Genomic DNA, 26,411 nt, shown 5'->3' on the forward strand with positions numbered 1-26,411 from the left:
GAAGTTTATGGCTGGTAAAAATAACGTCTTGCATTCACCAATAATATGTAAATAAACCCATCTATAGATGGTAAAAATAGGTTGTGGCAATTATCATTGCATCATTCCCTTTTCGAATGAGTTTCTATTATGCAACAACCTGTAGTTCGCGTTGGCGAATGGCTTGTTACTCCGTCCATAAACCAAATTAGCCGCAATGGGCGTCAACTTACCCTTGAGCCGAGATTAATCGACCTTCTGGTTTTCTTTGCTCAACACAGTGGCGAAGTACTTAGCAGGGATGAACTTATCGATAATGTCTGGAAGAGAAGTATTGTCACCAATCATGTTGTGACGCAGAGTATCTCAGAACTACGTAAGTCATTAAAAGATAATGATGAAGATAGTCCTGTCTATATCGCTACTGTACCAAAGCGCGGCTATAAATTAATGGTGCCGGTTATCTGGTACAGCGAAGAAGAGGGAGAGGAAATAATGCTATCTTCGCCTCCCCCTATACCAGAGGCGGTTCCTGCCACAGATTCTCCCTCCCACAGTCTTAACATTCAAAACACCGCAACGCCACCTGAACAATCCCCAGTTAAAAGCAAACGATTCACTACCTTTTGGGTATGGTTTTTTTTCCTGTTGTCCTTAGGTATCTGTGTAGCACTGGTAGCGTTTTCAAGTCTTGATACACGTCTTCCGATGAGCAAATCGCGTATTTTGCTCAATCCACGCGATATTGACATTAATATGGTAAATAAAAGTTGTAATAGCTGGAGTTCCCCGTATCAGCTCTCTTACGCGATAGGAGTGGGTGATTTGGTGGCGACATCACTTAACACCTTCTCCACCTTTATGGTGCATGACAAAATCAACTACAACATTGATGAACCGAGCAGTTCCGGTAAAACATTATCTATTGCGTTTGTTAATCAGCGCCAATACCGTGCTCAACAATGCTTTATGTCGATAAAATTGGTAGACAATGCAGATGGTTCAACCATGCTGGATAAACGTTATGTCATCACTAACGGTAATCAGCTGGCGATTCAAAATGATTTACTGGAGAGTTTATCAAAAGCGTTAAACCAACCGTGGCCACAACGAATGCAGGAGACGCTCCAGCAAATTTTGCCTCATCGTGGTGCGTTATTAACTAATTTTTATCAGGCACATGATTATTTACTGCATGGCGATGATAAATCATTGAACCGTGCCAGTGAATTATTAGGTGAGATTGTTCAATCATCCCCAGAATTTACCTACGCGAGAGCAGAAAAAGCATTAGTTGATATCGTGCGCCATTCTCAACATCCTTTAGATGAAAAACAATTAGCAGCACTGAACACAGAAATAGATAACATTGTTACACTACCGGAATTGAATAACCTGTCCATTATATATCAAATAAAAGCGGTCAGTGCTCTGGTAAAAGGTAAAACAGATGAGTCTTACCAGGCGATAAATACTGGCATTGATCTTGAAATGTCCTGGCTAAATTATGTATTGCTTGGCAAGGTTTATGAAATGAAGGGGATGAACCGGGAAGCGGCTGATGCATATCTCACCGCCTTTAATTTACGCCCAGGGGCAAACACCCTTTACTGGATTGAAAATGGTATATTCCAGACTTCTGTTCCTTATGTTGTACCTTATCTCGACAAATTTCTCGCTTCAGAATAAGTAACCCCCGGGTTGATTCATGCTCGGGAATATTTGTTGTTGAGTTTTTGTATGTTCCTGTTGGTATAATATGTTGCGGCAATTTATTTGCCGCATAATTTTTATTACATAAATTTAACCAGAAGACGTCACGCAATCTATTGTAAACATTGAATGTTTATCTTTTCATGATATCAACTTGCGATCCTGATGTGTTAATAAAAAACCTCAAGTTCTCACTTACAGAAACTTTTGTGTTATTTCACCTAATCTTTAGGATTAATCCTTTTTTCGTGAGTATTCTTAGCGCCAGTTTGGTCTGGTCAGGAAATAGTTATACATCATGACCCGGACTCCAAATTCAAAAATGAAATTAGGAGAAGAGCATGAGTTCTGCCAAGAAGATCGGGCTATTTGCCTGTACCGGTGTTGTTGCCGGTAATATGATGGGGAGCGGTATTGCATTATTACCTGCGAACCTAGCAAGTATCGGTGGTATTGCTATCTGGGGTTGGATTATCTCTATTATTGGTGCAATGTCGCTGGCGTATGTATATGCCCGACTGGCAACAAAAAACCCGCAACAAGGTGGCCCAATTGCTTATGCCGGAGAAATTTCCCCTGCATTTGGTTTTCAGACAGGTGTTCTTTATTACCATGCTAACTGGATTGGTAACCTGGCGATTGGTATTACCGCTGTATCTTATCTTTCCACCTTCTTCCCAGTATTAAATGATCCTGTTCCGGCGGGTATCGCCTGTATTGCTATCGTCTGGGTATTTACCTTTGTAAATATGCTCGGCGGTACCTGGGTAAGCCGTTTAACCACTATTGGTCTGGTGCTGGTTCTTATTCCTGTGGTGATGACTGCTATTGTTGGCTGGCATTGGTTTGATGCGGCAACTTATGCAGCTAACTGGAATACTGCGGATACCACTGATGGTCATGCGATCATTAAAAGTATTCTGCTCTGCCTGTGGGCCTTCGTGGGTGTTGAATCCGCAGCAGTAAGTACTGGTATGGTTAAAAACCCGAAACGTACCGTTCCGCTGGCAACCATGCTGGGTACTGGTTTAGCAGGTATTGTTTATATCGCTGCGACTCAGGTGCTTTCCGGTATGTATCCGTCTTCTGTAATGGCGGCTTCCGGTGCTCCGTTTGCAATCAGTGCTTCAACTATCCTCGGTAACTGGGCTGCGCCGCTGGTTTCTGCATTCACCGCCTTTGCGTGCCTGACTTCTCTGGGCTCCTGGATGATGTTGGTAGGCCAGGCAGGTGTACGTGCCGCTAACGACGGTAACTTCCCGAAAGTTTATGGTGAAGTCGACAGCAACGGTATTCCGAAAAAAGGTCTGCTGCTGGCTGCAGTGAAAATGACTGCCCTGATGATCCTCATCACTCTGATGAACTCTGCCGGTGGTAAAGCATCTGACCTGTTCGGTGAACTGACCGGTATCGCAGTACTGCTGACTATGCTGCCGTACTTCTACTCTTGCGTTGACCTGATTCGTTTTGAAGGCGTTAACATCCGCAACTTTGTCAGCCTGATCTGCTCTGTACTGGGTTGCGTGTTCTGCTTCATCGCGCTGATGGGCGCAAGCTCCTTCGAGCTGGCAGGTACCTTCATCGTCAGCCTGATTATCCTGATGTTCTACGCTCGCAAAATGCACGAGCGCCAGAGCCACTCAATGGATAACCACACCGCGTCTAACGCACATTAATTAAAAGTATTTTCCGAGGCTCCTCCTTTCATTTTGTCCCATGTGTTGGGAGGGGCCTTTTTTACCTGGAGATATGACTATGAACGTTATTGCAATATTGAATCACATGGGGGTTTATTTTAAAGAAGAACCCATCCGTGAACTTCATCGCGCGCTTGAACGTCTGAACTTCCAGATTGTTTACCCGAACGACCGTGACGACTTATTAAAACTGATCGAAAACAATGCGCGTCTGTGCGGCGTTATTTTTGACTGGGATAAATATAATCTCGAGCTGTGCGAAGAAATTAGCAAAATGAACGAGAACCTGCCGTTGTACGCGTTCGCTAATACGTATTCCACTCTCGATGTAAGCCTGAATGACCTGCGTTTACAGATTAGCTTCTTTGAATATGCGCTGGGTGCTGCTGAAGATATTGCTAATAAGATCAAGCAGACCACTGACGAATATATCAACACTATTCTGCCTCCGCTGACTAAAGCACTGTTTAAATATGTTCGTGAAGGTAAATATACTTTCTGTACTCCTGGTCACATGGGCGGTACTGCATTCCAGAAAAGCCCGGTAGGTAGCCTGTTCTATGATTTCTTTGGTCCGAATACCATGAAATCTGATATTTCCATTTCAGTATCTGAACTGGGTTCTCTGCTGGATCACAGTGGTCCACACAAAGAAGCAGAACAGTATATCGCTCGCGTCTTTAACGCAGACCGCAGCTACATGGTGACCAACGGTACTTCCACTGCGAACAAAATTGTTGGCATGTACTCTGCTCCGGCAGGCAGCACCATTCTGATTGACCGTAACTGCCACAAATCGCTGACCCACCTGATGATGATGAGCGATGTTACGCCAATCTATTTCCGCCCGACCCGTAACGCTTACGGTATTCTTGGTGGTATCCCACAGAGTGAATTCCAGCACGCTACCATTGCTAAGCGCGTGAAAGAAACACCAAACGCAACCTGGCCGGTACATGCTGTAATTACCAACTCTACCTATGATGGTCTGCTGTACAACACCGACTTCATCAAGAAAACACTGGATGTGAAATCCATCCACTTTGACTCCGCGTGGGTGCCTTACACCAACTTCTCACCGATTTACGAAGGTAAATGCGGTATGAGCGGTGGCCGTGTAGAAGGGAAAGTGATTTACGAAACCCAGTCCACTCACAAACTGCTGGCGGCGTTCTCTCAGGCTTCCATGATCCACGTTAAAGGTGACGTAAACGAAGAAACCTTTAACGAAGCCTACATGATGCACACCACCACTTCTCCGCACTACGGTATCGTGGCGTCCACTGAAACCGCTGCGGCGATGATGAAAGGCAATGCAGGTAAACGTCTGATCAACGGTTCCATTGAACGTGCGATCAAATTCCGTAAAGAGATCAAACGTCTGAGAACGGAATCTGATGGCTGGTTCTTTGATGTATGGCAGCCGGATCATATCGATACGACTGAATGCTGGCCGCTGCGTTCTGACAGCACCTGGCACGGCTTCAAAAACATCGATAACGAGCACATGTATCTTGACCCGATCAAAGTCACCCTGCTGACTCCGGGGATGGAAAAAGACGGCACCATGAGCGACTTTGGTATTCCGGCCAGCATCGTGGCGAAATACCTCGACGAACATGGCATCGTTGTTGAGAAAACCGGTCCGTATAACCTGCTGTTCCTGTTCAGCATCGGTATCGATAAGACCAAAGCACTGAGCCTGCTGCGTGCTCTGACTGACTTCAAACGTGCGTTCGACCTGAACCTGCGTGTGAAAAACATGCTGCCGTCTCTGTATCGTGAAGATCCTGAATTCTATGAAAACATGCGTATTCAGGAACTGGCTCAGAATATCCACAAACTGATTGTTCACCACAATCTGCCGGATCTGATGTATCGCGCATTTGAAGTGCTGCCGACGATGGTAATGACTCCGTATGCTGCGTTCCAGAAAGAGCTGCACGGTATGACCGAAGAAGTTTACCTCGACGAAATGGTAGGTCGTATTAACGCCAATATGATCCTTCCATATCCGCCGGGAGTTCCTCTGGTAATGCCGGGTGAAATGATCACCGAAGAAAGCCGTCCGGTTCTGGAGTTCCTGCAGATGCTGTGTGAAATCGGCGCTCACTATCCGGGCTTTGAAACCGATATTCACGGTGCATACCGTCAGGCTGATGGCCGCTATACCGTTAAGGTATTGAAAGAAGAAAGCAAAAAATAATTAGCTCGTACAAGGGAAGTGGCTTGCCACTTCCCTTTTTTGCTCATAAGGAGAACACATGAAAACACCCTCACAGCCGCGCGCGATATACTATATCGTGGCGATCCAAATCTGGGAGTACTTCAGTTTTTACGGCATGCGTGCCTTACTCATTCTCTATCTCACCCATCAGCTTGGTTTTGATGATAACCATGCCATCAGCCTGTTCAGCGCATATGCTTCTCTGGTTTACGTTACCCCTATTCTCGGCGGCTGGCTTGCCGACCGCCTGCTCGGCAACCGCACTGCAGTGATTGCCGGCGCGCTGTTAATGACCCTTGGCCATGTGGTGCTGGGCATTGATACAAATTCAACCTTTAGCCTGTATCTGGCGCTGGCAATCATTATTTGTGGCTACGGTTTATTCAAATCAAACATCAGCTGTTTGCTTGGCGAGCTTTACGACGAGAACGATCATCGACGTGATGGCGGTTTTTCGCTGCTGTATGCTGCAGGCAATATCGGTTCTATCGCCGCCCCAATCGCCTGCGGCCTGGCTGCTCAGTGGTATGGATGGCATGTTGGCTTTGCCCTTGCGGGTGGCGGCATGTTTATCGGTTTGTTGATTTTCTTAAGCGGGCATCGTCATTTCCAGTCCACGCGTAGTATGGATAAAAAAGCGCTCACTAGCGTCAAATTTGCCTTACCGGTATGGAGCTGGTTAGTGGTGATGCTCTGTTTAGCCCCAGTATTTTTTACCCTGCTGCTGGAGAACGACTGGTCCGGATATTTGCTGGCGATCGTTTGCCTCATTGCCGCACAAATCATTGCCCGCATGATGGTCAAATTCCCCGAACACCGCCGTGCTCTTTGGCAAATTGTATTGTTGATGTTTGTCGGGACATTGTTCTGGGTACTGGCACAACAGGGCGGCAGTACCATCAGCTTGTTTATCGATCGCTTTGTGAATCGTCAGGCATTCAATATTGAAGTACCTACAGCACTATTCCAGTCGGTGAATGCAATTGCGGTGATGCTCGCTGGGGTTGTACTGGCCTGGCTGGCGTCGCCAGAAAGCCGCGGCAACTCAACATTGCGCGTCTGGCTGAAGTTTGCCTTTGGCTTACTGCTGATGGCTTGTGGCTTTATGTTGTTGGCATTTGATGCCCGACATGCAGCGGCTGACGGTCAAGCGTCAATGGGCGTGATGATATCCGGGTTGGCGCTAATGGGCTTTGCCGAACTCTTTATTGACCCGGTGGCGATTGCGCAAATCACGCGTCTGAAAATGTCTGGCGTATTAACCGGTATTTATATGCTGGCAACAGGCGCGGTCGCCAACTGGCTGGCAGGCGTCGTGGCACAGCAGACGACAGAGTCGCAAATTAGCGGTATGGCAATTGCAGCTTACCAGCGATTCTTTTCTCAGATGGGAGAGTGGACGTTGGCTTGTGTCGCGATCATCGTCGTATTGGCCTTTGCTACCCGTTTTCTGTTTAGCACGCCGACGAATATGATACAGGAGAGCAACGATTAACTGTCGTAAAAACAATTGGTTATGAATAAATTAACTTTCAGTTTATAACACTAGCAAATCTAGATTAATAAGTCATTTAAACCATTTTGATGGTTATTTATTAGTGATATCAACTTGAGGTAAGCGTTAGTTTCGATAAGATAAACTGAGTTATTAATAGTCGAGGCAGATAATACAGTGTACCGATCTGTCTCTTTATCTACGCTAAATTGAAAGCTGGATTTAGAGGAACCAAAATGTCTGAACAAGAAACACGGGGAGCCAATGAGGCTATTGATTTTAACGATGAACTGAGAAATCGCCGCGAAAAACTGGCGGCACTACGTCAGCAAGGTGTGGCGTTTCCCAATGATTTTCGCCGCGACCATACCTCTGACCAGCTGCACGAAGAGTTTGATGCGAAGGATAACCAGGAACTGGAATCCTTAAACATTGAAGTCTCGGTTGCTGGCCGAATGATGACCCGTCGTATCATGGGGAAAGCCTCCTTTGTAACGTTGCAGGATGTCGGTGGCCGTATTCAACTGTACGTTGCAAGAGATAGCCTGCCAGAAGGTGTTTATAACGATCAGTTTAAAAAATGGGATCTGGGTGACATTATCGGTGCCCGCGGTACGCTGTTTAAGACGCAAACCGGTGAGCTTTCCATTCACTGTACTGAGTTGCGCCTGCTGACAAAAGCACTACGTCCTTTACCAGATAAATTCCATGGTCTGCAGGATCAGGAAGTCCGTTATCGTCAACGTTATCTGGACCTCATCGCTAACGATAAATCCCGTCAAACGTTTGTTGTCCGTTCAAAAATTCTGGCCGCTATCCGCCAGTTCATGGTCGCGCGCGGCTTTATGGAAGTAGAAACCCCGATGATGCAGGTAATTCCAGGTGGGGCATCTGCTCGCCCGTTTATTACCCATCATAACGCTCTGGATTTAGATATGTACCTGCGTATCGCGCCGGAGCTGTATCTGAAACGTCTGGTTGTAGGCGGTTTTGAACGGGTATTCGAAATCAACCGTAACTTCCGTAATGAAGGTATTTCTGTTCGCCATAATCCTGAGTTCACAATGATGGAACTCTACATGGCGTATGCGGATTACCACGATTTGATTGAACTGACAGAGTCCCTGTTCCGCACCCTGGCACAAGAGGTTCTGGGTACCACTAAAGTCACTTATGGCGAGCATGTGTTTGATTTCGGCAAACCGTTTGAAAAACTCACCATGCGCGAAGCAATCAAAAAATATCGTCCAGAAACCGATATGGCCGACCTGGATAATTTTGATGCTGCTAAAGCATTAGCTGAATCTATCGGAATTACGGTAGAGAAAAGCTGGGGGCTGGGACGTATTGTCACGGAGATCTTTGATGAAGTGGCAGAAGCACATCTGATTCAGCCAACCTTTATTACGGAATATCCGGCAGAAGTGTCACCGCTGGCGCGCCGTAATGATGTTAACCCGGAAATCACCGACCGTTTTGAATTCTTCATCGGTGGTCGTGAAATCGGTAATGGTTTTAGCGAATTAAACGACGCAGAAGATCAGGCTGAACGTTTCCAGGAACAGGTTAACGCTAAAGCTGCAGGTGACGACGAAGCCATGTTCTATGACGAAGATTACGTGACTGCGCTGGAATATGGTCTGCCGCCAACCGCTGGTCTGGGTATTGGTATCGACCGAATGATTATGCTGTTTACAAACAGTCATACTATTCGCGACGTTATTCTCTTCCCGGCGATGCGCCCACAGAAATAAATTTCACTTTAATGAACGAAGCAGTCAGGCGACTGCTTCGTTCGTCGTTCCGCAAATCCAGTTTTGAGGAGAGACGCTTCGTTTCACGATAACCAGCGGGTCCACTCAACTACAGCTCCTAAAAGAGAGAAAAAAGTAATGCCACAGGCAGACTCATTGGCCAGGTTATTCCGACCAGGAATGCACTAAGTAAACGAATATGTGTTTTCTCATGTGAGATAAACCAGATAATGACAAAGGATATGTTCACACCAATCACATAAAAAATTAATATTTTAGAGAATAGTGCCATTTTTTATGTTCTTCTTATCCTTCCTGGCTACTTGTAAAACTGACGGAAATAGTCATCAACTGTCATAATGTTGAGGTCAAAATCAATATCCGGTAAGTCTAAGCATTTAAGCCTGATTAAATCTTCGATTTCACTTGCGGCTAACGATGTCGTTATTGCGAAGGAGTTTTCATTCAATTGTCGTGGTATCCCATATTCATCAGCCACGATAGAGGAGAAATTCATATCATACATCAATGATCTTAACCTTAAGAACACTGAGGAATAAGATGATGGATAATCAAAAGAAACAACATAAGTATTGAACTTGTTTTTACCTTCCATAATATGACTCCTATCAATATTGAATGCTCTGGGGACGCAAAACTTATTAACCCCGATTGATGATTCTCATATAGGAGATATTCTTTTTTTTGCTCAGTAAAGGGGATGACTTGGGACAAAAAAACGCGCTCTCTGCCCATTCTTTGTGCATCCCCCTACCCTTCAGATGCTCTCCTGCATCACTCCGCGGAGAGCAAGAAAAATATCGTGACTCTGTACTCTCCCATCAACTGCGAATATCATCATACTCCCGCGTTTTATCAAATTCGTGTTTCGCAAATGGACATAATGGGATAATTTTTCGTTTTTCCCGACGCATTTTTTCCACGACTTTCGCAACCAGCTGTTTACCAATCCCTTGCCCTTTCAGGCTTTCATCGACATCGGTATGTTCGATAATCGCTAAATTCTCTCCGGTCGGCACAAAGACAATTTCAGCGATTTGCTTGCCTTGTTCGTCATTAATGTAAAATTTATTGTGGCCTTCGCGTATTTCCATTTTACCCTCGCTTATTTATGACGGTATTTCAGCGCGCCGCTCGGGCACGTATCAATCACTTTAACCACAGTGACGACGTCGACTTCATCCGGCATGATCCACGGCTTTCGTTTGAGATTAAATAACTTGCCGTTGCCACGTACGCAATTGCCAGAATGCTGACATATCGCAGTGTTGAAATAGACATCGATCTTTTCGCCGGTATAACAGCGATAACCCTCGTCCAGTAGCGCCTGATCCATGACTTTCCCTCTCTCATCAGTATGATTATCGCTATAAGCATAGCCCTGGAATCTTCATACAGCACTGGCAGTTTCCGTTGCCAGAGTCTCTTCCCCTATATAGCCAATCATTCTTACTCCCTTTGAATTACCCGCCTCATCAGAGATAATGCTTAAGAAATTTGTCACACAAGGAAGCTGATGAGACATTCATTGCCCTACCGCATGTTACGCAAACGTCCGATGAAATTGAGTACCACAGTGATCTTAATGGTCAGTGCGGTACTGTTCTCGGTGCTATTGGTGGTGCATCTGATTTACTTCTCGCAAATCAGTGATATGACGCGAGACGGGCTAGCCAACAAGGCACTGGCAGTGGCGCGTACCCTCGCCGACTCGCCGGAAATCCGTCAGGGCTTGCAGAAAAAACCGCAGGAGAGCGGAATCCAGGCCATCGCGGAAGCCGTGCGCAAACGCAACGATCTGCTGTTTATTGTCGTTACCGATATGCAAAGTCTTCGCTACTCGCATCCTGAAGCCCAGCGTATTGGTCAGCCATTTAAAGGTGATGACATCCTTAAAGCGCTGAATGGCAAAGAAAATGTCGCTATCAATCGCGGTTTTCTGGCGCAGGCTTTACGCGTATTTACCCCCATCTACGATGAAAATCATAAACAAATTGGCGTGGTGGCGATCGGCCTTGAGTTAAGCCGCGTGACCCAACAAATCAATGACAGTCGCTGGAGCATTATCTGGTCGGTATTATTTGGCATGCTGGTCGGACTGATTGGCACCTGCATTCTGGTTAAGGTACTGAAAAAAATCCTTTTCGGCCTGGAACCCTACGAAATCTCCACGCTGTTTGAGCAGCGCCAGGCCATGTTGCAGTCTATCAAAGAAGGCGTCGTTGCCGTGGACGATCGCGGCGAGGTCACGCTGATCAACGATGCCGCACAAGAATTGCTGAATTACCGTAAGTCGCAGGACGATGAGAAACTGTCGACGCTCAGCCACTCATGGTCACAGGTGGTAGATGTCTCGGAAGTGTTACGCGACGGTACGCCGCGCCGCGACGAAGAGATTACGATTAAAGATCGGCTATTACTGATCAACACCGTTCCGGTGCGCAGTAATGGCGTTATCATCGGTGCCATTTCAACCTTCAGGGACAAAACTGAAGTACGTAAACTGATGCAGCGACTCGATGGTCTGGTCAACTATGCTGACGCACTTCGTGAACGATCCCACGAATTTATGAATAAATTGCATGTGATTCTCGGATTATTGCATCTGAAGAGTTATAAGCAGTTGGAAGATTACATTCTCAAAACAGCCAATAACTATCAGGAAGAGATTGGCTCTCTGCTGGGTAAGATCAAATCTCCGGTTATCGCTGGTTTTTTAATCAGCAAGATTAACCGCGCGACCGATTTAGGCCATACGCTGATTTTAAACAGTGAAAGCCAGCTGCCAGACAGCGGCAGTGAGGACCAGGTCGCGACGCTGATTACCACATTGGGAAATCTGATAGAAAACGCGCTGGAAGCATTAGGGCCGGAACCCGGTGGCGAAATTAGCGTAACATTGCACTACCGTCACGGCTGGCTGCACTGCGAAGTTAACGATGATGGACCGGGGATCGCACCCGACAAAATCGATCACATTTTTGACAAAGGTGTCTCGACAAAAGGAAGCGAGCGAGGCGTCGGTTTAGCACTTGTCAAACAACAGGTAGAAAATCTCGGCGGCAGCATCGCCGTGGAATCGGAACCCGGGATTTTCACACAATTTTTTGTCCAGATACCCTGGGACGGGGAGAGGTCGAACAGATGATCAATGTATTAATTATCGATGACGACGCAATGGTCGCGGAGCTGAATCGCCGATACGTAGCACAAATCCCAGGCTTTCAATGCTGTGGAACAGCCTCGACGCTGGAGAAAGCCAAAGAGATTATCTTCAATAGCGATACGCCTATCGACCTGATATTGCTCGATATCTATATGCAAAAAGAGAACGGGCTCGATTTACTGCCTGTCCTGCATAACGCGCGTTGCAAAAGTGATGTGATTGTCATCTCCTCCGCAGCCGATGCGGCAACCATTAAAGATTCGCTGCATTACGGTGTCGTGGATTACCTGATCAAACCCTTCCAGGCTTCCCGCTTTGAAGAGGCGCTCACCGGCTGGCGGCAAAAGAAAATGGCGCTGGAAAAACATCAGTATTATGACCAGGCCGAGCTTGATCAGCTAATCCACGGCAGCAGCTCCAACGAACAGGATCCTCGTCGCTTGCCAAAAGGCTTAACGCCGCAGACGTTACGCACGCTGTGCCAGTGGATTGACGCGCATCAGGACTATGAGTTTTCAACCGACGAGCTGGCTAACGAGGTTAACATCTCGCGTGTTTCCTGCCGTAAATACCTCATCTGGCTGGTCAACTGCCACATCTTGTTCACCAGTATCCATTATGGCGTCACGGGGCGTCCGGTTTACCGTTACCGTATTCAGGCAGAACACTACTCACTACTGAAACAATATTGCCAATAACGGATCGCTGGTTATCTGTAAGTAATAATTATTACCGTAATACAAAATACCCCTGGCACAAGTTACATCCTTCATCAGTAAAACTTGTGCCAGATCAAATATAATTATCCCTCCATCATCGCTAAAAATTAATATCTCTTCAGGTGAACGGTGTTTTTAATTTCAAAACGATAACAAAAGTTAATTAACTATTATGTCACCCGCATTATGTGTATTTTTACCCACAAATGGGTAGATCAGATTAATCTTTAAACCTAATGATATCTGCCCTGAGAACAAAAAATAGACCGATAAATATCAATAAGATAACAGCAAACAAAACATTAACATCTGCGCAGTACAAACTATAAACCCATCGCCAGAGAGTTTTTCTCTCTGAAAAAGCCGCTTATCACAGTGCATAAATTTGCCGCTGCTTTAATCAGCCAATATTTACTGTGAGGTATTTGCTAAAGCCGGTAACGACCAAACGGATATTTAGTCAGGCTCTGAAAACAGTTCATACAAAACAGAACGTGACTGTGATCTATTCAGCAAAAATTTAAATAGGATTATCGCGAGGGTTCACACATGTTATTTACTATCCAACTTATCATAATACTGATATGTCTGTTTTATGGTGCCAGAAAGGGTGGTATCGCGCTGGGTTTATTAGGCGGTATCGGTCTGGTCATTCTGGTCTTCGTCTTCCACCTTCAGCCAGGTAAACCACCGGTTGATGTCATGCTGGTTATCATTGCGGTGGTGGCGGCATCGGCGACCTTGCAAGCTTCGGGCGGTCTTGATGTCATGCTGCAAATTGCCGAGAAGCTGCTGCGCCGCAACCCGAAATATGTCTCAATTGTCGCGCCGTTTGTGACCTGTACACTGACCATTCTTTGCGGTACGGGTCATGTGGTTTACACCATTCTGCCGATCATCTACGACGTCGCCATTAAGAACAACATCCGTCCGGAACGTCCGATGGCGGCAAGTTCTATCGGTGCACAGATGGGGATTATCGCCAGTCCGGTGTCGGTTGCGGTCGTGTCTCTGGTTGCAATGCTGGGTAATGTCACCTTTGATGGTCGCCATCTTGAGTTCCTCGACCTGCTGGCAATCACCATTCCATCGACGTTAATCGGTATCCTGGCGATCGGTATCTTCAGCTGGTTCCGCGGTAAAGATCTGGATAAAGACGAAGAGTTCCAGAAATTCATCTCCGTACCGGAAAACCGTGAGTATGTTTACGGTGATACCGCGACGCTGCTCGATAAAAAACTGCCGAAAAGCAACTGGCTGGCAATGTGGATTTTCCTCGGGGCAATCGCTGTAGTCGCCCTTCTTGGTGCTGATTCGGACCTGCGTCCATCCTTCGGCGGCAAACCGCTGTCGATGGTACTGGTTATTCAGATGTTTATGCTGCTGACCGGGGCGCTGATTATTATCCTGACCAAAACCAATCCCGCGTCTATCTCAAAAAACGAAGTCTTCCGTTCCGGTATGATCGCCATCGTGGCGGTGTACGGTATCGCATGGATGGCAGAAACCATGTTCGGTGCGCATATGTCTGAAATTCAGGGCGTACTGGGTGAAATGGTGAAAGAGTATCCGTGGGCGTATGCCATTGTTCTGCTGCTGGTTTCCAAGTTTGTAAACTCTCAGGCTGCGGCGCTGGCGGCGATTGTTCCGGTCGCGCTGGCGATCGGCGTTGATCCGGCATACATCGTGGCTTCAGCACCGGCTTGCTACGGTTATTACATCCTGCCGACTTATCCGAGCGATCTGGCAGCGATTCAGTTTGACCGTTCCGGCACCACCCACATCGGTCGCTTCGTCATCAACCACAGTTTTATTCTGCCGGGGTTGATTGGTGTTAGCGTATCGTGCGTCTTCGGCTGGATCTTCGCCGCGATGTACGGGTTCTTATAAATGCACTTTGCGTGCCGCCCGTGACTACGCGGCACGCCATTTTCGAATAACAAATACAGAGTTACAGGCTGGAAGCTATGTCAAACAAACCCTTTATCTACCAGGCACCTTTCCCGATGGGGAAAGACAATACCGAATACTATCTACTCACTTCCGATTACGTTAGCGTTGCCGACTTCGACGGCGAAACCATCCTGAAAGTGGAACCAGAAGCCCTGACCCTACTGGCGCAGCAAGCCTTTCACGACGCTTCTTTCATGCTCCGTCCGGCACACCAGAAACAGGTTGCGGCTATTCTTCACGATCCAGAAGCCAGCGAAAACGACAAGTACGTGGCGCTGCAATTCTTAAGAAACTCCGAAATCGCCGCCAAAGGCGTGCTGCCGACCTGCCAGGATACCGGCACCGCGATCATCGTCGGTAAAAAAGGCCAGCGCGTGTGGACCGGTGGCGGTGATGAAGAAGCGCTGTCGAAAGGCGTCTATAACACCTATATCGAAGATAACCTGCGCTATTCACAGAATGCGGCGCTGGACATGTACAAAGAGGTCAACACCGGCACTAACCTGCCTGCGCAAATCGACCTGTACGCGGTAGATGGCGATGAGTACAAATTCCTTTGCGTTGCGAAAGGCGGCGGCTCTGCCAACAAAACGTATCTCTACCAGGAAACCAAAGCCCTGCTGACTCCCGGCAAACTGAAAAACTTCCTCGTCGAGAAAATGCGTACCCTCGGTACTGCAGCCTGCCCGCCGTACCATATCGCGTTTGTGATTGGCGGTACGTCTGCGGAAACCAACCTGAAAACCGTCAAGTTAGCAAGCGCTCACTATTACGATGAACTGCCGACGGAAGGGAACGAACATGGTCAGGCGTTCCGCGATGTCCAGCTGGAACAGGAACTGCTGGAAGAGGCCCAGAAACTCGGTCTTGGCGCGCAGTTTGGCGGTAAATACTTCGCGCACGACATTCGCGTTATCCGTCTGCCACGTCACGGCGCATCCTGCCCGGTCGGCATGGGCGTCTCCTGCTCCGCTGACCGTAACATTAAAGCGAAAATCAACCGCGAAGGTATCTGGATCGAAAAACTGGAACACAACCCAGGCCAGTACATTCCACAAGAACTGCGCCAGGCCGGTGAAGGCGAAGCGGTGAAAGTTGACCTTAACCGCCCGATGAAAGAGATCCTCGCCCAGCTTTCGCAATACCCGGTATCCACTCGTTTGTCGCTCACCGGCACCATTATCGTGGGCCGAGATATTGCACACGCCAAGCTGAAAGAGCTGATTGACGCCGGTAAAGAACTTCCGCAGTACATCAAAGATCACCCGATCTACTACGCGGGTCCGGCGAAAACCCCTGCCGGTTATCCATCAGGTTCACTTGGCCCAACCACCGCAGGTCGTATGGACTCCTACGTGGATCTGCTGCAATCCCACGGCGGCAGCATGATCATGCTAGCGAAAGGTAACCGCAGTCAGCAGGTTACCGACGCGTGTCATAAACACGGCGGCTTCTACCTCGGTAGCATCGGCGGTCCGGCGGCGGTACTGGCGCAGCAGAGCATCAAGCATCTGGAATGCGTCGCTTATCCGGAGCTGGGTATGGAAGCTATCTGGAAAATCGAAGTAGAAGATTTCCCGGCGTTTATCCTGGTCGATGACAAAGGTAACGACTTCTTCCAGCAGATCGTCAACAAACAGTGCGCGAACTGCACTAAGTAACCTCTTCGGCCCAGCGCCTGGCAGCATGCTGCCAGGTGATCCCCCTGGGCCACCTCTTTTGCGATTGTAATTTCACGCTTGCTGGTGAATAGTCAGTATTTTCCCTGACTTGCGAACTCACCATGACCCGCACACTCAAGCCGTTAATTCTTAACACCGGCGCACTGGCGCTAACGTTAATCCTGATTTATACCGGCATTTCGGCCCATGACAAACTCACCTGGCTGATGGAAGTGACACCGGTGATTATTGTCGTGCCGCTACTCCTTGCCACCGCGAAACGTTATCCGTTAACGCCGCTGCTCTATACGCTCATTTTCTTTCACGCCATCATCCTGATGGTCGGCGGACAATACACCTACGCGAAAGTCCCCGTTGGTTTTGAGGTGCAGGAATGGTTAGGGTTGAGCCGTAATCCGTATGACAAGCTGGGGCATTTTTTCCAGGGGCTGGTGCCTGCACTGGTGGCACGAGAAATTCTCGTTCGCGGGATGTACGTGCGCGGACGTAAAATGGTGGCGTTCCTGGTCTGCTGCGTGGCGCTGGCGATAAGCGCGATGTATGAATTAATCGAGTGGTGGGCGGCGCTGGCAATGGGCCAGGGAGCGGATGATTTTCTCGGCACCCAGGGCGACCAGTGGGACACGCAATCCGATATGTTCTGCGCGCTGCTTGGCGCATTAACGACGGTGATATTCCTCGCTCGCTTTCATTGCCGCCAGCTACGGCGCTTTGGCTTGATAACCGGATAACAACGTGCGCTTTGTTGATGCCGGATGCGGCGTGAATTCCTTATCCGGTCTACAAAATTTGCAAATCCAAAGCATTACATTAAGACGTGGCCTGATAAACATATCGCATCAGGCCATTTTCGTTAGCTATTGTCCACGTCAGGCTTTCACATCACTCACTGCACCGACCGGAATATCAGCATGAACAGGCTCGGGCGGTACTTTGCGATATTTATCCAGCAGATGAATCTGGATCCTGCGCAGCGTGTCGCCATTGAGGCGATAGAAACGGAAGTAGAGAATCAGCGTTACCATGAAAAACAGAGTTGGTAGAGCAATCATAATAAACTGCATACCTAATAGGGCTTGCGTAGACTGTTCAACATTCGGTACATAGCCAATCATCCCTAACACAACCGCAATGAAAAAAGCCGCAAAGGCTGAACCGCCCTTCACCACCATAGTCTGCACGGAGTAAGCGATACTTTCACAGCGTACGTGCAGTTTATATTCACCGTAATCAACGGTATCTGCCACCATGATGACCTGTAATACCCAGAAAAGCGCCGTTCCCACATTCAGCAAAATACCCGCAATCACAATGAGGACGACGTTGTGATAGCTCATTAATGCCATTAACAGGAGAACACCACAGCTTAACACCGGAAGAATAGATGCTCCGGCCCATAAAATGCGTCGGGATAATGATTTAACTAAGCGTGGGAAGAATACTAACGTCACCAGGTTAGCAGCTCCCGCATACGACAGATAATAGGGGAACAAATCCGCATCACCGATAACATATGAGAAATAATAGATAGCAAATCCGGTAATAATGTTGCTGGCTACATTATAAGCAAGAGCCATACCCAAGAGGCATGAAAGCTGATCGTTTTTATAAATTAGCGCAACGATGGCTTTAAGTGTCAGATGGCTTCCTTCAGCAGACGGTTGATTGTCTGACGAAAAGACTTCATGCACATTGCGCAGAGTGATGATGGTTGAAACAATAAAAAAGGCGATCAGTACCAGAGTGAACATCTGAAAGCCAAATCCCCGATCGCCACCGCCGACATAATTAACAAATGGTAGCGTCACACCTGCCGTAACAAAGCCTGCCAGACTGGCAAAAAAACGCGGATAAGGAACCAGTTGTTCGCGCTCACGTTTATCGAGCGTGATGGTTGGAACCAGCGACCAGAAGGGAATATCCATAATGGTGTAAGTCATGCCCCAGAGGATGTAGGTCACGCAAACAAAGACAATCTGAGTAGTACCTTCAAACAGATGCGCACTAAAGAGGAGAAATAAGATTACAGAGTTTGCCAACGTACCGATCAGGATCCAGGGTTTGAACTTACCCCATCGCGATCGCGTAGCATTTACAATCCATCCCATAATCGGATCGTTAATAGCATCCCAGATCCTCGCCACCAGAAACAAAGTACCGACCAAACCCACAGACAGCCCGACGACATCGGTGTAGTAATACATGAGGTACATATACACAATGCCGATCGCAAAATCCTTCCCGAACGCTCCAAATCCATAACTGAGTTTTGTAGTCATTGAAATGCTCATAGGGTATCGGGTCGCTGTTACCAACGCCCGCCTTCTGTTATTGGTATCGTCAGAGGTGTGCGCCGGAATAAATCCCCCGGCGCAGTAGCGTTTAGTCGCGTTTTAACGGTGCAACCAGCCTGGCAGCCAGTCGCCGTGGGCGGCAATCAGGTCGTCAACAAGAGCATATATTTCGTCAATGCCCAGCACGGCGGCAGTATGCGGGTCCATCATCGCGGCGTGGTAAACACGGTCGCGATTTTCCGTAAGAATAGCTTCGGTCAGCAGCGTCTGTACGTTGATGTTGGTTTGCATCAGGGCGGCCAGATGCGAAGGTAGCGTACCGACTTTGGTTGGCTGAATGCCATTAGCATCAACCAGACAGGCTACTTCCACGCAACATCCTTGTGGCAGGTTATCAATCAAACCATCGTTACGGACGTTGCCGTAAATCACACTCGGCTCGCCAGTCCAGATAGCGTTCATGATTGTGCTGGCATATTCCCGTGACGGTTTAATATCAATCCGGGAGGCGTTTTTATACTCCTCCAGCTCTTTATGCCAGTTCGCCAGCTGCTCGACGCAGCGTTTCGGGTACTCATCCAGCGGTACTTTATAACGCTCAATCAAATCCTCACGACCTGGCTTAATAAACCACGGCGTATATTCGGCAAAATGTTCTGACGATTCCGTGACGAAGTAGCCCAGCTTTTTGAACATTTCATAGCGCACAATATTCTGGCAGCGAGTATTACCATGAATATTTGGCTTCGGTGCCTGCCCTGCTTCATAAGCCGCCAGCAGTTCCGGGTAGAGATTCACGTAACTGCCGTCGGCGGTTTTGCGCTCCAGCTCCAGGTAAAACGCCATATGGTTGATACCTGCGCAGCGGTAACGCAGCGTAGCTGGGTCGATATTGAGATCACGCGCCAGCTCTTCCGCCGTTCCCTGCACCGAATGGCACAGCCCGACCTGTTTGATATGCGGATAACGGGCATACATCGCCCAGGTATTCATCGCCATGGGGTTAACATAGTTGAGCATGGTGGCATCGGGGCAGACTTCCGTCATGTCCTCGCAAATTTGCCACAGATGCGGAATGGTACGTAGCGCGCGCATAATACCGCCCGGCCCCAACGTATCGGCAATGGTTTGTTCCAGACCATGCCGCTTACAGACCTCGAAATCAGTCACCGTGCAAGGTTCATAACCGCCAATCTGAAATGCCACCACGACAAAATCGGCATCCTCTAAGGCTTCTTTCTGTTGGGTGTGGCAGGTGATTTTGCCGCTGGCCCCTGCTGAATCCATCAGCTTACGCACCACAATATGCGACTCTTCCAGGCGGGTGGGATCAATGTCCATCAGGGCAATATGCGCCGTTTTCAGCGCCTCGCGATGGAACACATCACCAAGAATATTTTTAACGAAAATCGTCGAACCAGCGCCGATAAATGTAATTTTGGGTGCAGTCATCATGCAGATCTCCTGGCTTGCTTGAATAACTTCATCATGGCAGGCGAATCTGCAGAAAACCTCCGGCTTCCAGGTTGAGCATTCCCATAAACTCAGATCCTGCGTGAAGCAGCAGTAAATCTGAGTTTATGGTAATAAGTTACCTGAAAAGCAGAGTTTTCGGCCTCATGATGCTCGGACGCTCCCCTCGCCTCTCTGGGAAGAGGGTGAAAACCGTGCTCCCACTCGCAGTCATCCTCCCTCACTCCTGCCATAATTCTGATATTCCAGGAAAGAGAGCCATCCATGAATACAGATACGTTTATGTGCAGCAGCGACGAAAAACAGACCCGCAGCCCGCTGTCGCTGTATTCGGAATACCAGCGGATGGAGATTGAGTTTCGCGCACCGCATATCATGCCCACCAGCCACTGGCATGGTCAGGTCGAAGTGAATGTGCCTTTCGATGGCGATGTGGAATACCTGATCAACAATGAAAAAGTGAATATCAATCAGGGTCATATCACGCTGTTCTGGGCCTGTACACCGCACCAACTAACAGATACCGGAACCTGTCAGAGCATGGCGATTTTTAATCTGCCGATGCATCTGTTTCTCTCCTGGCCGCTGGATAAAGACCTGATTAACCACGTCACTCACGGCATGGTGATCAAATCACTGGCCACACAGCAACTTAGCCCGTTTGAAGTGCGCCGCTGGCAGCAGGAATTAAACAGTCCGAACGAGCAAATTCGCCAGCTCGCCATTGATGAAATTGGCCTGATGCTCAAGCGATTTAGCCTCTCTGGCTGGGAACCGATTCTGGTCAATAAAACCTCGCGCACACACAAAAACAGCGTCTCGCGCCATGCGCAATTTTATGTTAGCCAGATGCTGGGCTTTATTGCCGAAAACTATGATCAGGCGCTGACCATCAACGATGTGGCTGAGCACGTCAAACTTAACGCCAACTATGCAATGGGGATATTCCAGCGGGTCATGCAATTGACGATGAAACAGTACATTACCGCGATGCGCATCAACCACGTTCGCGCGTTACTGAGCGATACCGATAAAAGTATTCTCGATATTGCCCTGACGGCAGGCTTTCGTTCAAGTAGTCGTTTTTACAGCACGTTCGGCAAATATGTCGGCATGTCGCCGCAACAATACCGCAAACTTAGCCAACAGCGCCGCCAGACGTTTCCCGGCTAAAGACGATATCAGTATCAGCCAAAAAAATAGTTTAGCCGTCGATAATAAGCAGTGAAAATAATTTAAAATAATCACATAACGTATTGTTTATAAAACTAAATATTTCAAAAATGTTTGTTTTTCACGCGCTTTACAGCCCGAAAAGGCCGGAAGATACTTGCCCGCAACGAAGATTCCTTCATAACCGGGTAAGCAATGATGAAAGTATTAATTGTTGAAAGCGAGTTTCTCCATCAAGACACCTGGGTCGGTAACGCCGTTGAGCGTCTGGCAGATGCTTTAAGCCAGCAAAATGTTACCGTGATTAAATCCACCTCCTTTGATGATGGTTTTGCCATTCTCTCTTCAAACGAAGCCATTGACTGCCTGATGTTCAGCTATCAAATGGAACATCCGGACGAACATCAAAACCTCAGACAATTGATCGGTAAGCTTCATGAGCGCCAACAAAACGTGCCGGTCTTCCTGTTGGGCGATCGGGAAAAAGCCCTCGCCGCAATGGACCGGGATCTGCTGGAGCTTGTCGATGAATTCGCCTGGATTCTGGAAGATACCGCCGACTTTATCGCCGGACGCGCCGTTGCCGCGATGACCCGCTACCGCCAGCAGCTGTTGCCGCCACTGTTCAGCGCGCTGATGAAATATAGTGACATCCATGAATATTCCTGGGCAGCGCCAGGCCACCAGGGCGGCGTTGGTTTTACCAAAACACCCGCCGGACGTTTCTACCATGACTACTATGGTGAAAATCTGTTCCGCACCGACATGGGCATCGAACGAACTTCCCTCGGTTCTTTGCTTGACCATACTGGCGCATTTGGCGAAAGCGAAAAATATGCCGCACGCGTATTTGGTGCCGATCGCTCCTGGTCGGTAGTCGTCGGTACTTCCGGCTCTAACCGCACCATCATGCAGGCTTGCATGACCGATAACGATGTCGTGGTCGTTGACCGTAACTGCCATAAATCCATCGAACAAGGTTTGATGCTGACAGGCGCGAAACCGGTCTATATGGTGCCAAGCCGCAACCGCTACGGCATTATCGGGCCAATCTATCCGCAGGAAATGCAACCTGAAACCTTGCAGAAGAAAATCAGTGAAAGCCCGCTGACCAAAGACAAAGCCGGGCAAAAACCGTCTTACTGCGTGGTGACCAACTGCACCTATGACGGCGTGTGTTATAACGCTAAAGAAGCGCAGGATCTGCTGGAAAAAACCTCCGATCGTCTGCACTTTGACGAAGCCTGGTACGGCTATGCACGTTTCAACCCGATCTATGCCGATCACTATGCCATGCGCGGCGAACCAGGCGATCACAACGGTCCTACCGTTTTCGCCACCCACTCCACCCACAAACTGCTGAATGCGCTGTCACAGGCTTCTTATATTCATGTACGTGAAGGTCGTGGGGCGATTAACTTCTCCCGCTTCAACCAGGCCTACATGATGCATGCCACCACCTCCCCGCTGTATGCCATCTGCGCATCCAACGACGTGGCGGTGTCGATGATGGACGGCAACAGCGGCCTGTCACTGACACAGGAAGTGATTGACGAAGCGGTTGATTTCCGTCAGGCGATGGCGCGGCTATATAAAGAGTTCACCGCTGACGGTAGCTGGTTCTTCAAACCGTGGAACAAAGAAGTCGTCACCGACCCACAAACCGGCAAAACCTATGACTTTGCTGACGCACCAACCAAACTGCTGACCACCGTTCAGGACTGCTGGGTAATGCATCCGGGCGAAAGCTGGCACGGCTTCAAAGATATTCCGGATAACTGGAGTATGCTCGACCCAATTAAAGTCAGCATCCTTGCTCCGGGAATGGGTGAAGATGGTGAACTGGAAGAAACCGGTGTTCCGGCGGCGCTGGTCACTGCCTGGCTTGGTCGCCACGGCATTGTGCCTACCCGCACCACTGACTTCCAAATTATGTTCCTGTTCTCTATGGGCGTAACCCGTGGGAAATGGGGGACTCTGGTTAACACCCTTTGCTCCTTCAAACGCCACTATGACGCCAACACACCGCTGGCGCAGGTGATGCCGGAACTTGTTGAACAATATCCTGACACTTACGCGAACATGGGGATTCACGATCTGGGTGACACCATGTTTGCCTGGCTGAAAGAAAACAACCCTGGCGCACGGTTGAACGAAGCCTATTCCGGCCTGCCGATGGCGGAAATCACCCCGCGTGAAGCGTACAACGCGATTGTCGACAACAATGTCGAACTGGTATCCATTGAAAATCTGCCAGGACGCATCGCGGCAAACTCAGTTATCCCGTATCCGCCAGGAATCCCGATGCTGCTGTCTGGTGAAAACTTCGGCGATAAAAACAGTCCGCAAGTAAGTTATTTACGCTCGCTGCAATCCTGGGACCACCATTTCCCTGGATTTGAACACGAAACTGAAGGGACTGAAATTATTGACGGTATTTACCACGTTATGTGCGTGAAAGCGTAACCACTATTCCGCTGAAGGCGTAATTGTTTAAATAACATTACGCCGCCTGGCCTTAGGCCTTTTGAGTATGGCAACGTTTTCATAAAAATTGCTGCAAACAAAAATGTCATACTTTTTGCGCGGCCCCACCCCGCGCTTTTTTTTGCCTGTTATTTATCCTGTAAAAAAATATGTACATGAGAAATTACTATAAAAATTTGTAATATTAGTAAAACTCGTTATTTTTATGCATGTTTATATTCATCATACAATTATATAACCATTTCCCGGTATCGCTTTGCTTTAGCGAGAACTGGTCTTTTATTTGCACTCAGGAGTACATGTATGAGGATTTGCAGCGACCAACCTTGTATTGTTTTATTGACTGAAAAAGATGTCTGGATAAGGGTGAATGGGAAAGAACCTATTAGCCTTAAAGCTAACCATATGGCGTTATTAAATTGTGAAAATAATATTATCGACGTCTCCTCTCTTAACAACACTTTGGTTGCTCATATTAGTCACGACATCATCAAAGATTACCTCCGGTTTCTGAATAAAGATCTCTCGCAAATACCAGTATGGCAACGTAGCGCTACGCCCATACTCACCCTGCCATGCCTGACGCCAGACGTCTTTCGCGTTGCCGCGCAACACAGCATGATGCCCGCAGAAACTGAGTCAGAAAAGGAACGAACACGCGCATTATTATTCACGGTGCTATCCCGTTTTCTCGACAGTAAAAAATTCCTTTCATTAATGATGTATATGTTACGTAATTGTGTAAGTGACAGCGTTTATCAAATTATTGAAAGCGATATTCACAAAGACTGGAATCTTAGTATGGTAGCCAGTTGTTTATGTCTTAGCCCAAGTCTGTTAAAGAAAAAGTTGAAAAGCGAAAACACCAGTTATAGCCAAATAATCACCACCTGCCGCATGCGTTATGCCGTAAATGAATTAATGATGGACGGTAAAAATATCTCTCAGGTATCACAGTCCTGCGGCTACAACAGTACGTCGTACTTTATTTCTGTCTTTAAAGACTTCTACGGTATGACGCCGCTGCATTATGTTAGTCAGCACAGAGAACGCACTGTCGCCTGATTTTTAACCTTAACGAAGAGCTATATTAATAACGGCATCAGCGATAACCCGGTCGATAATAATTCAACTATCGAATGCAGGCGTATGATATGACGTAATTTATTGTCACGAAGCTCGCCTTCGCAGGAGTTTAATTATGTCTTCGGATGCTGATGCTCACAAAGTGGGCTTAATCCCCGTCACCCTGATGGTGTCGGGGAATATTATGGGGTCAGGTGTTTTTCTGTTACCTGCAAACCTGGCCTCTACTGGCGGGATTGCCATTTATGGATGGTTGGTGACGATTATCGGTGCACTGGGGCTCTCGATGGTATACGCCAAAATGTCGTTCCTCGACCCAAGTCCTGGTGGTTCTTACGCTTACGCCCGCCGCTGCTTTGGCCCGTTTCTCGGTTATCAAACCAACGTCCTCTACTGGCTGGCCTGCTGGATCGGCAATATCGCCATGGTGGTCATTGGCGTAGGATATTTAAGTTACTTCTTCCCGATTCTGAAAGATCCATTGGTATTAACCATCACCTGCGTCGTGGTGCTGTGGATCTTCGTCCTGCTGAACATTGTCGGTCCGAAAATGATCACCCGTGTGCAGGCAGTTGCCACCGTGCTGGCGCTGATCCCCATCGTCGGGATTGCCGTATTTGGCTGGTTCTGGTTCCGTGGTGAAACCTATATGGCGGCATGGAACGTCAGCGGCCTGGGCACCTTCGGTGCAATTCAAAGTACCCTTAACGTTACGCTGTGGTCGTTCATCGGTGTGGAAAGTGCCTCCGTTGCCGCAGGTGTGGTGAAAAACCCGAAACGCAATGTCCCTATCGCCACCATTGGTGGGGTATTGATTGCCGCCGTTTGCTATGTACTTTCTACCACCGCGATTATGGGGATGATCCCTAATGCCGCACTGCGCGTTTCTGCTTCGCCATTCGGTGATGCCGCACGGATGGCGTTGGGTGACACCGCCGGGGCCATTGTTTCCTTCTGCGCAGCTGCGGGTTGCTTAGGTTCACTGGGCGGCTGGACGTTGCTGGCGGGTCAAACGGCGAAAGCCGCTGCCGATGACGGACTGTTCCCACCAATTTTTGCCCGTGTAAATAAAGCGGGTACGCCAGTGGCGGGGCTGATTATCGTCGGTATTTTGATGACCATCTTCCAGCTCAGCAGCATTTCACCAAACGCGACCAAAGAGTTCGGTCTGGTTTCTTCCGTCTCGGTCATCTTTACACTGGTGCCATATCTTTACACCTGTGCGGCGTTACTGCTGCTCGGACACGGTCACTTTGGTAAAGCACGCCCGGCATATCTGGCAGTTACTACCATTGCCTTCCTCTACTGCATCTGGGCCGTGGTGGGGTCCGGAGCGAAAGAGGTTATGTGGTCATTTGTCACCCTGATGGTCATCACCGCCATGTATGCGCTGAATTACAACCGGCTACATAAAAACCCGTATCCCTTAGATGCACCAATAAGCAAAGATTAATTCCCCTTAATCCAGCAAACATAAAAGCCAACCTTAAGA

General features: G+C 48.2%; 20 protein-coding genes. 14 read left to right on the forward strand and 6 right to left on the reverse strand.

Annotation, left to right across the window (positions count from 1 at the left end; translation table 11 throughout):
* Nucleotides 1-129 precede the first annotated feature (129 nt).
* The 5 genes from cadC to lysS all read left to right on the forward strand — a co-directional run bounded on the left by cadC (nt 130) and on the right by lysS (nt 8,865).
* Entirely contained in the window at nt 130-1,668 is a 1,539-nt protein-coding gene (cadC, locus tag HGD79_RS13370; protein ID WP_001187177.1) for a lysine decarboxylation/transport transcriptional activator CadC, read from the forward strand.
* A 365-nt stretch (nt 1,669-2,033) separates the two neighbouring features.
* Entirely contained in the window at nt 2,034-3,368 is a 1,335-nt protein-coding gene (gene cadB, locus HGD79_RS13375) for a cadaverine/lysine antiporter (protein ID WP_000092909.1), read from the forward strand.
* Between the two features lie 79 nt (nt 3,369-3,447).
* Entirely contained in the window at nt 3,448-5,595 is a 2,148-nt protein-coding gene (gene cadA / locus HGD79_RS13380; RefSeq protein WP_001295383.1) for a lysine decarboxylase CadA, read from the forward strand.
* A 58-nt stretch (nt 5,596-5,653) separates the two neighbouring features.
* A complete protein-coding gene (gene dtpC / locus HGD79_RS13385) occupies nt 5,654-7,111 on the forward strand; it encodes a dipeptide/tripeptide permease DtpC (RefSeq protein WP_000856841.1) in 1,458 nt (485 codons plus the stop codon).
* A 236-nt stretch (nt 7,112-7,347) separates the two neighbouring features.
* A complete protein-coding gene (gene lysS, locus HGD79_RS13390) occupies nt 7,348-8,865 on the forward strand; it encodes a lysine--tRNA ligase (protein ID WP_001295074.1) in 1,518 nt (505 codons plus the stop codon).
* Between the two features lie 118 nt (nt 8,866-8,983).
* On the opposite strand, the gene ghoT is transcribed toward lysS, so the two are convergent.
* From ghoT to yjdI, 4 genes are all read right to left on the reverse strand, one after another.
* Nucleotides 8,984-9,157: a type V toxin-antitoxin system toxin GhoT gene (ghoT, locus tag HGD79_RS13395; RefSeq protein ID WP_001173343.1), complete on the reverse strand. Its 174-nt coding sequence runs from the start codon at nt 9,155-9,157 to the stop codon at nt 8,984-8,986.
* Between the two features lie 27 nt (nt 9,158-9,184).
* A complete protein-coding gene (gene ghoS / locus HGD79_RS13400; RefSeq protein WP_000398619.1) occupies nt 9,185-9,481 on the reverse strand; it encodes a type V toxin-antitoxin system endoribonuclease antitoxin GhoS in 297 nt (98 codons plus the stop codon).
* A gap of 226 nt (nt 9,482-9,707) precedes the next feature.
* The gene (locus HGD79_RS13405) at nt 9,708-9,980 is read right to left on the reverse strand and encodes a GNAT family N-acetyltransferase (protein WP_000405647.1); all 273 of its coding nucleotides are present in this window, start codon (nt 9,978-9,980) and stop codon (nt 9,708-9,710) included.
* An 11-nt stretch (nt 9,981-9,991) separates the two neighbouring features.
* The gene (gene yjdI / locus HGD79_RS13410; protein ID WP_000371700.1) at nt 9,992-10,222 is read right to left on the reverse strand and encodes a 4Fe-4S mono-cluster protein YjdI; all 231 of its coding nucleotides are present in this window, start codon (nt 10,220-10,222) and stop codon (nt 9,992-9,994) included.
* 180 nt (nt 10,223-10,402) lie between these two features.
* Here yjdI and HGD79_RS13415 point away from each other — a divergent pair, with 180 nt between their 5' ends.
* From HGD79_RS13415 to HGD79_RS13435, 5 genes are all read left to right on the forward strand, one after another.
* A complete protein-coding gene (locus HGD79_RS13415) occupies nt 10,403-12,034 on the forward strand; it encodes a sensor histidine kinase (RefSeq protein WP_001216487.1) in 1,632 nt (543 codons plus the stop codon).
* Entirely contained in the window at nt 12,031-12,750 is a 720-nt protein-coding gene (gene dcuR, locus HGD79_RS13420) for a two-component system response regulator DcuR (RefSeq protein ID WP_000611288.1), read from the forward strand. Before HGD79_RS13415 ends, dcuR begins: the two co-directional genes overlap by 4 nt.
* A 570-nt stretch (nt 12,751-13,320) precedes the next feature.
* Nucleotides 13,321-14,661 (forward strand): anaerobic C4-dicarboxylate transporter DcuB, encoded by a 1,341-nt coding sequence (dcuB, locus tag HGD79_RS13425; RefSeq protein ID WP_000899522.1) that lies wholly within the window; start codon nt 13,321-13,323, stop codon nt 14,659-14,661.
* Nucleotides 14,662-14,738: 77 nt separating this feature from the next.
* Nucleotides 14,739-16,385 (forward strand): class I fumarate hydratase, encoded by a 1,647-nt coding sequence (gene fumB / locus HGD79_RS13430; protein ID WP_000066681.1) that lies wholly within the window; start codon nt 14,739-14,741, stop codon nt 16,383-16,385.
* A gap of 122 nt (nt 16,386-16,507) precedes the next feature.
* Nucleotides 16,508-17,137, forward strand: a complete 630-nt coding sequence (locus HGD79_RS13435; RefSeq protein ID WP_000198740.1) for a DUF2238 domain-containing protein — start codon at nt 16,508-16,510, stop codon at nt 17,135-17,137.
* A 138-nt stretch (nt 17,138-17,275) separates the two neighbouring features.
* Here HGD79_RS13435 and melB read toward each other — a convergent pair whose 3' ends face one another.
* Nucleotides 17,276-18,697 carry a melibiose:sodium transporter MelB gene (gene melB / locus HGD79_RS13440; RefSeq protein WP_000028114.1) on the reverse strand — a complete coding sequence of 474 codons (1,422 nt, stop codon included), beginning with the start codon at nt 18,695-18,697 and terminating at the stop codon, nt 17,276-17,278.
* Nucleotides 18,698-18,799: 102 nt separating this feature from the next.
* Nucleotides 18,800-20,155: an alpha-galactosidase gene (gene melA, locus HGD79_RS13445; RefSeq protein ID WP_000988016.1), complete on the reverse strand. Its 1,356-nt coding sequence runs from the start codon at nt 20,153-20,155 to the stop codon at nt 18,800-18,802.
* Between the two features lie 282 nt (nt 20,156-20,437).
* Between melA and melR the strand changes: the two genes are divergently transcribed.
* From melR to adiC, 4 genes are all read left to right on the forward strand, one after another.
* Complete coding sequence (gene melR / locus HGD79_RS13450; RefSeq protein WP_001090758.1) at nt 20,438-21,346, forward strand: transcriptional regulator MelR; 909 nt, start codon at nt 20,438-20,440, stop codon at nt 21,344-21,346.
* A gap of 198 nt (nt 21,347-21,544) precedes the next feature.
* Nucleotides 21,545-23,812 carry an arginine decarboxylase gene (gene adiA / locus HGD79_RS13455; protein ID WP_168848537.1) on the forward strand — a complete coding sequence of 756 codons (2,268 nt, stop codon included), beginning with the start codon at nt 21,545-21,547 and terminating at the stop codon, nt 23,810-23,812.
* Between the two features lie 324 nt (nt 23,813-24,136).
* Nucleotides 24,137-24,898: a DNA-binding transcriptional activator AdiY gene (gene adiY / locus HGD79_RS13460; protein WP_001217059.1), complete on the forward strand. Its 762-nt coding sequence runs from the start codon at nt 24,137-24,139 to the stop codon at nt 24,896-24,898.
* Nucleotides 24,899-25,034: 136 nt separating this feature from the next.
* Nucleotides 25,035-26,372, forward strand: coding sequence for an arginine/agmatine antiporter (gene adiC, locus HGD79_RS13465; protein WP_000093154.1), 1,338 nt, complete (start codon nt 25,035-25,037; stop codon nt 26,370-26,372).
* Nucleotides 26,373-26,411: the final 39 nt, after the last annotated feature.

The sequence above is a fragment of the Escherichia sp. SCLE84 genome (assembly GCF_012584495.1).
Classification (GTDB): Bacteria; Pseudomonadota; Gammaproteobacteria; order Enterobacterales; family Enterobacteriaceae; genus ECMA0423.

Coding starts and splice junctions, on each gene's coding strand:
- cadC (WP_001187177.1), top strand. CDS start 130: ATGCAACAACCTGTAGTTCGCGTTGGCGAATGGCTTGTTACTCCGTCC.
- cadB (WP_000092909.1), top strand. CDS start 2,034: ATGAGTTCTGCCAAGAAGATCGGGCTATTTGCCTGTACCGGTGTTGTT.
- cadA (WP_001295383.1), top strand. CDS start 3,448: ATGAACGTTATTGCAATATTGAATCACATGGGGGTTTATTTTAAAGAA.
- dtpC (WP_000856841.1), top strand. CDS start 5,654: ATGAAAACACCCTCACAGCCGCGCGCGATATACTATATCGTGGCGATC.
- lysS (WP_001295074.1), top strand. CDS start 7,348: ATGTCTGAACAAGAAACACGGGGAGCCAATGAGGCTATTGATTTTAAC.
- ghoT (WP_001173343.1), bottom strand. CDS start 9,157: ATGGCACTATTCTCTAAAATATTAATTTTTTATGTGATTGGTGTGAAC.
- ghoS (WP_000398619.1), bottom strand. CDS start 9,481: ATGGAAGGTAAAAACAAGTTCAATACTTATGTTGTTTCTTTTGATTAT.
- HGD79_RS13405 (WP_000405647.1), bottom strand. CDS start 9,980: ATGGAAATACGCGAAGGCCACAATAAATTTTACATTAATGACGAACAA.
- yjdI (WP_000371700.1), bottom strand. CDS start 10,222: ATGGATCAGGCGCTACTGGACGAGGGTTATCGCTGTTATACCGGCGAA.
- HGD79_RS13415 (WP_001216487.1), top strand. CDS start 10,403: ATGAGACATTCATTGCCCTACCGCATGTTACGCAAACGTCCGATGAAA.
- dcuR (WP_000611288.1), top strand. CDS start 12,031: ATGATCAATGTATTAATTATCGATGACGACGCAATGGTCGCGGAGCTG.
- dcuB (WP_000899522.1), top strand. CDS start 13,321: ATGTTATTTACTATCCAACTTATCATAATACTGATATGTCTGTTTTAT.
- fumB (WP_000066681.1), top strand. CDS start 14,739: ATGTCAAACAAACCCTTTATCTACCAGGCACCTTTCCCGATGGGGAAA.
- HGD79_RS13435 (WP_000198740.1), top strand. CDS start 16,508: ATGACCCGCACACTCAAGCCGTTAATTCTTAACACCGGCGCACTGGCG.
- melB (WP_000028114.1), bottom strand. CDS start 18,697: ATGAGCATTTCAATGACTACAAAACTCAGTTATGGATTTGGAGCGTTC.
- melA (WP_000988016.1), bottom strand. CDS start 20,155: ATGATGACTGCACCCAAAATTACATTTATCGGCGCTGGTTCGACGATT.
- melR (WP_001090758.1), top strand. CDS start 20,438: ATGAATACAGATACGTTTATGTGCAGCAGCGACGAAAAACAGACCCGC.
- adiA (WP_168848537.1), top strand. CDS start 21,545: ATGAAAGTATTAATTGTTGAAAGCGAGTTTCTCCATCAAGACACCTGG.
- adiY (WP_001217059.1), top strand. CDS start 24,137: ATGAGGATTTGCAGCGACCAACCTTGTATTGTTTTATTGACTGAAAAA.
- adiC (WP_000093154.1), top strand. CDS start 25,035: ATGTCTTCGGATGCTGATGCTCACAAAGTGGGCTTAATCCCCGTCACC.